The sequence below is a fragment of the Streptomyces sp. NPDC056347 genome, assembly GCF_042262625.1.
In the GTDB taxonomy this organism is placed as follows: domain Bacteria; phylum Actinomycetota; class Actinomycetes; order Streptomycetales; family Streptomycetaceae; genus Streptomyces.
Genome location: NZ_JBHJQP010000282.1, coordinates 1 through 5,853, shown reverse-complemented (window position 1 = coordinate 5,853; position 5,853 = coordinate 1). Strand labels below are relative to the sequence as shown.

Genomic DNA, 5,853 nt, shown 5'->3' with positions numbered 1-5,853 from the left:
TGCCCGCCGCGTCGCCGCCGATGACCACCAGTCGCTCCGCCGCCATGTAACCGGTCCCTCCGACGTGATTCAGGCCGTGTCCGGGGGCCCACGCTACGACGTGGGGGACGCGTCCGGGCGCCCGGACGGGTTTGAGAGAGTGGGGGCATGCAGCGTTCAACACACCGCACGGACCCGGGCACCGGACATGTCGTCGTCATCGGCGGAGGGATCGCCGGTCTCGCCGCGGCCCACCGGCTCCTCGGGGCCGGAGTGCGGGTCACCCTGCTGGAGGCCACCGAGCGGCTCGGCGGCAAGCTCATGACCGGCGAGGTCGCCGGGGCCCGGGTCGACCTGGGCGCCGAGTCGATGCTCGCCCGCCGCCCCGAGGCGGTCGGCCTCGCCCGCGAGGTCGGGCTCGGCGACCGCCTCCAGCCACCCGCCACGGCCGCCGCCTCGGTCTGGACGCGAGACGCCCTGCGCCCCATGCCCAAGAACCATCTGATGGGCGTCCCCGGCGACCCGTCGGCGCTCGCCGGACTCCTCACGCCCGAGGGCCTCGCCCGGATCGCCGAGGACCGCGACCTCACCCCGACCCCCGTCGGCGACGACGTCGCGGTCGGCGCGTACGTCGCCGACCGGCTCGGCCGGGAGGTCGTCGACCGGCTCGTCGAACCGCTGCTCGGCGGGGTGTACGCGGGCGACGCGTACCGGATCTCGATGCGGGCCGCGGTGCCGCAGCTCTTCGAGGCGGCCCAGGAGGGCGGCTCGCTGCTCGACGGTGTCCGCCGCGCCCAGGAGCGAGCCGCCGCCCGGCAGAAGACCGGCCCGGTCTTCCAGGGCATCGACGGCGGCATCGGCACCCTGCCCGGCGCGGTCGCCGACGCCGTCCGCGCCGCGGGCGGGGAGATCCTGACCGCCACCCCCGTCCTCGGCCTGACCCGTACCGCCGACGGCTGGAACGTGCGCACCGAGGACCGGACCATCACCGCCGACGGCATCGTGCTCGCCGCCCCCGCCTGGTCCGCCTCCACGCTGCTCGCCGCCGAGTCCCCGGCGGCCTCCGCCGAGCTGGCCGGGGTCGAGTACGCCTCGATGGCGCTGGTCACCATGGCCTTCCGCCGCCCGGACGTCGCCGCCACCGACGCCCTGGCGGGCCGCTCCGGCTTCCTCGTCCCCCCGGTCGACGGCCGCACGATCAAGGCCTCCACCTTCTCCACCCACAAGTGGCAGTGGGTCGCCGACACGGCCCCGGACCTCTTCGTGCTGCGCACCTCCGTCGGCCGCTACGGCGAGGAGGACCACCTCCACCGCGAGGACCACGAACTGGTCGACGTGTCACTGCGCGACCTCGCCGAGGCGACCGGCCTGGCCGCGAAGCCCGTGGACACCGAGGTCACCCGCTGGATCGGCGGACTGCCCCAGTACCCCGTGGGCCACCTCGCCCGCGTCGCCCGGATCCGCGAGCAGGTCGCGAAACTGCCCGCCCTGCGGGTCTGCGGAGCCGTCTACGACGGGGTCGGCATCCCGGCCTGCATCGCGAGCGCCCACCGCGCCGCCGACGAGATCGTCACCGAGCTGGCGGAAGAGATCATCGCCACGCCGACCCCGGTTCAGGGCACAGGGAGCGAGGCGGGACAATAGCCTTATGAGTGCGACCGAGAAGATTGCCAACGCCGGCAAGAAGGCCAAGGACCTCAACGAGGTCATCCGCTACACGCTGTGGTCCGTCTTCAAGCTGCGCGACGCCCTGCCCGAGGACCGTGCGGGCTACGCCGACGAGGTCCAGGAGCTGTTCGACCAGCTCGCCGCCAAGGACGTCACCGTCCGCGGCACCTACGACCTCTCCGGCCTGCGCGCCGACGCCGACGTCATGATCTGGTGGCACGCCGAGACGGCCGACGAACTCCAGGACGCGTACAACCTCTTCCGGCGCACCAAGCTGGGCCGGGCGCTGGAGCCGGTCTGGTCGAACATGGCGCTGCACCGCCCCGCCGAGTTCAACAAGTCGCACATCCCGGCGTTCCTCGCCGACGAGACGCCGCGCAACTACATCAGCGTCTACCCCTTCGTGCGCTCCTACGACTGGTACCTGCTGCCCGACGAGGACCGCCGCCGGATGCTCGCCGACCACGGCAAGATGGCCCGCGGCTACCCGGACGTCCGGGCCAACACCGTCGCCTCCTTCTCGCTCGGCGACTACGAGTGGGTCCTCGCCTTCGAGGCGGACGAGCTGCACCGCATCGTCGACCTGATGCGCCACCTGCGTGGCTCCGAGGCGCGGATGCACGTCCGCGAGGAGGTCCCGTTCTTCACGGGGCGCAGGAGGTCGGTCGCAGACCTGGTGGCCGGGCTCGCGTAGCGAGCGGGCACGACCACCCCAACCCGGAAGGTCAGAAGGCGGGCACCGGCGCCGAGGCGCCGCCCGTCCTTCCAGCGACACCGGGTTCGGCTCCGGGTGCGGCGCGCTTCACGCGCGCCGCACCGGCGTCTTCTCCCCGCGCTGCGGTCACCGCGGCGGCCCGCCGCGGAGCGCGGCCCGCAGCGCCGGATCGTCCACGGCCCCCACGCCGTCAACGGCGAGCGCCGCCAGGACCTCGCCCTCCGCCCCGGCCCCCGGCGCCCCGTTCGAGGCCAGCAGCCGCCAGCCGGCCGGTGAGGCCCACGAGTCGTACGGATGGATCTCCATCCGCGCTATGGCCAGGCAACCCACCGTCAGCGCGAACGGCAGCCCGAACCGGACGAGCAGCGACATCACCGGTCCGCCGGGCCCGTGCTCCTGACCGGGCATCAGCACCGTCACCGCGCCCATCGCGGCCACCAGCAGCGCCGCGCCGCGTACCGCCCGCACCGCCGCGGCGATCTCCCCTCCGGCACCGCCGGGCAGCGCCAGCCCCGCGGCGACGAGCCGGTCGGCCAGGGACCGTACCGCCTCGGCCGCGGCCGCCGCACTGCGCACCGGCGGTATCGGGGACTGGCCCTGCGGCCCTATCGCCCGTATCACCGTGCGTTCCATCTCGTCCCGGCCCTCGGGGTCGACGACCGTCGCCCAGCCGGTGTGGGCGAGCAGCAGCCGGCGCCGCAGATGCATGGCGACCAGGGTCAGTTCGACCACCCGGTGCGGGCCGCCGGCCAGGAACGCGGTCTCGTACAGGGTCAGTTCACGGCCGGTGTCATGGTCGAGGGCGGCGTCCCCGGACGCTTCGGACGTCCCGGACAGCAGGCCCGCGCGGGCCGACACCAGGCAGAGCCGCGCGCACGACACGACCGCGGCCCCCCACGCGACCAGCAGGAAAAGAACCCAGAGCATGGCCGCTTTCTACGCGGTGGGGGCGCGGAAGCCAAGCCCTTTTCCATCATGCGGACGAGAAGCGGCGCCCCACCGCTCAGTCCCCGCCACCCCCGCCGCAGCTCGATCCGCCCCCACAACTCGATCCGCCCCCGCAGCTCGACCCGCCGTCACCGCCGGAGCCGCCGTCCCCGCCGCCGCACCCGGAGCCGCCGCCGCATCCGTCCCCGCCGCCTCCGTCGCCGGAGCTGCCGCATCCGCCGCCACCGCCGGGGCTCGTACCGGCGCACCACACCACGGGAGCGAGGAGCAGCGCGGACGCGCCCGTCGCGACGGCCGCCGCGTGCGCCCGGCCCTGCGGGTCCGTCCGGGCCGCCGTGGTCAGCTGGGCCCGCAACTCCGGGTCGGGCAGGGCCCGCAGGCCCTGCGCGGCGACCAGCCCGCCCGCGTCGGGGACGGAGGCCTGCGCGGCCCGGTACTCCCGGGCGGCCCGCCGCCCGGCCCGGGTGACGCGGCCCCGGGCGCGGGAGGCGCACACGAAGCCGATGACGATGCCCACGACCAGGGTCGGGATCACACGGACGGGGAAGGGCACGGCGCCGTCCGGTGACAGCTCGTCGGACAGGGCGTCCTGGGCGGTCGCCACGACGGTGAGCGGTACGGCCAGCAGGCAGAGCAGCCCCTGGGCGAGGCCCCAGCGGCGCCAGCCCCGTCCCGTGCCGGGCATCACCAGCAGTCCCCGGGCCGCGAGGGCGTCACCGGTCTCCTGCACGGCCGGGTGCCGCATCACCGCCGTACGCAGGCCGTGCAGCGCCCCGGTGGGCGCCTGCGCCAGCTCCTGGAGCACCGCGCGCTCGACCGGGTCACGGGCCTCGGCCCGCTGGACGGCGACGATTCCGGGGCCGCCGATGGTGAGCCGCCCGTCCGTCGCCATCGCGGTGAGCGCGGTGTCCGCCACCCTGCCAGGCCCGCCGCCGAGGAACGCCGCCTCGTAGCGGTCGTGCACGGGGCCGCCGGAGCCGTTGGGGCCGCGACGGGCGCGGACCAGCCCGGTGACGAGGAGTACGGAGGAGATCAGGACGGCGAGCTGGGTCGACAGGGCCAGGGTGTTCACTCCGGTCACCTTCCGGTCAGGGCCGCGCGGGCGGCGCGGAGCAGCAGGGTGGTGCGGCGGGGCGGGCGGGCGCCCGCCCGGTCCTGCCACCAGTGGGTCAGCCGCCGCCGGGCCGCGGCGTCGGCGGGCCGGTCCGCGAGCAGCAGGGATTCGGCGAAGTCCAGTGCGTCGCGCCGGTATCCGGCGGACATCGGCCGGGTCGCGGCGTACGCGAGGAAGGCGGTGCGGTAGCCGGTGCCCAGGATCTCCGGCAGCTCGGGCGCCACCTTGGCCACGACTCCGGCCCGCTTGGCGGCCAGGGCGCGGCTCTGCACCCGCAGCCGGTCCCGGTCGAAGCCCTCCGGGGCGGGGCCCCGGGCGACCAGCGCGGAGAGGAGCCCGTGCTGGGCGGCGGCGAGCCGGTCGCGGACGGCCTCGTCCCCGGCGGGCGCCGCCGCCACGGCCCGCGCGGACGTGCGCGCCTCCGGAACGTGCCGCCGGGTGCCCGCCGCCCGGGCCAGGGCGGACCGGATCAGGTCGAGCTCGCCCGCCAGCTCCGCGGCCGGGGGGAAGTCGTCGTCGCGCTCCAGGAGGACGCCCGGCGGGTCGACCCGGGAGCGCAGTTCGGCGAGGACGTCGAGGACCGGTGCAGTCACCGGGTGCGCGTGGGTGTCGTGCCAGACGCCGTCCTTCTCGACGCCGCCCGCGACATGGACGTACGCGATGGCCTCCACCGGCAGCTCGTCGAGCGCGGTGGCCGGGTCCTCGCCCCGGTTGACGTGATTGGTGTGCAGGTTGGCGACGTCGATCAGCAGCCGGACCCCGGTGCGCTCGACCAGCTCGGCCAGGAACCGGCCCTCGGTCATCTCCTCGCCGGGCCACGCGATCAGCGCCGCGATGTTCTCCAGGGCCAGCGGCACCGGCAGCGAGTCCTGCGCGATACGCACGTTCTCGCACAGCACGTCCAGCGCGTCCCGGGTCCGCGGCACGGGCAGCAGATGGCCCGCCTCCAGACCGGGCGCCCCGATGCGCGGCCCCCCGGCCCGTACGAACGCGATGTGCTCGGTCACCAGCGGCGCGCCCAGCAGTTCGGCACGGGCGGCGAGGTCGGTGAGCCGCCCCGCGTCGGGGCGCTCCGCCCCGCCGAGCCCGAGCGAGACGCCGTGCGGCACGACCGTGACCCCGCGCTCCCTGAGCCGTACCAGCGAATCCGGCAGATGGCCGGGGCAGAGGTTCTCCGCCACGGCCTCCACCCAGTCGATCCCGGGCAGCGCCTCGACGGCGTCCGCGATCTCCGGCCGCCAGCCGATCCCGATCCCCAGCTTCATGCCCGCCCCCTCTCCGCTCCGCCACCTCGTGCGGCATTCCGTACCCGGCTCATGGCCCCGCACGGCAATGGCGAATCCGAACAGAAGGACGTTCAGAGCTGCATCTGAGGTTCCGGTTTCGGGCCGGAACGGTTGCGGGCGCCGCACCGGAGGCGATTCCGGTG

At 75.4% G+C, this 5,853-nt stretch carries 5 protein-coding genes; 2 read left to right on the top strand and 3 right to left on the bottom strand.

Going from position 1 to position 5,853, the window contains the following annotated elements:
• Window positions 1-147: 147 nt before the first annotated feature.
• Both hemG and hemQ read left to right on the top strand, forming a co-directional pair.
• Entirely contained in the window at window positions 148-1,623 is a 1,476-nt protein-coding gene (hemG, locus tag ACFCV8_RS35175; RefSeq protein WP_376689591.1) for a protoporphyrinogen oxidase, read from the top strand.
• A gap of 4 nt (window positions 1,624-1,627) precedes the next feature.
• On the top strand, window positions 1,628-2,341 hold the full coding sequence (gene hemQ / locus ACFCV8_RS35170; RefSeq protein ID WP_376689590.1) for a hydrogen peroxide-dependent heme synthase: 714 nt from the start codon (window positions 1,628-1,630) through the stop codon (window positions 2,339-2,341).
• A gap of 147 nt (window positions 2,342-2,488) precedes the next feature.
• Here hemQ and ACFCV8_RS35165 read toward each other — a convergent pair whose 3' ends face one another.
• The 3 genes from ACFCV8_RS35165 to ACFCV8_RS35155 form a co-directional block, all read right to left on the bottom strand.
• Window positions 2,489-3,289 carry a TIGR04222 domain-containing membrane protein gene (locus ACFCV8_RS35165; protein WP_376689588.1) on the bottom strand — a complete coding sequence of 267 codons (801 nt, stop codon included), beginning with the start codon at window positions 3,287-3,289 and terminating at the stop codon, window positions 2,489-2,491.
• 76 nt (window positions 3,290-3,365) lie between these two features.
• Window positions 3,366-4,382 (bottom strand): TIGR04222 domain-containing membrane protein, encoded by a 1,017-nt coding sequence (locus ACFCV8_RS35160; protein ID WP_376689586.1) that lies wholly within the window; start codon window positions 4,380-4,382, stop codon window positions 3,366-3,368.
• A 5-nt stretch (window positions 4,383-4,387) separates the two neighbouring features.
• Window positions 4,388-5,689 carry a DUF692 domain-containing protein gene (locus ACFCV8_RS35155; protein WP_376689585.1) on the bottom strand — a complete coding sequence of 434 codons (1,302 nt, stop codon included), beginning with the start codon at window positions 5,687-5,689 and terminating at the stop codon, window positions 4,388-4,390.
• Window positions 5,690-5,853 lie beyond the last annotated feature (164 nt).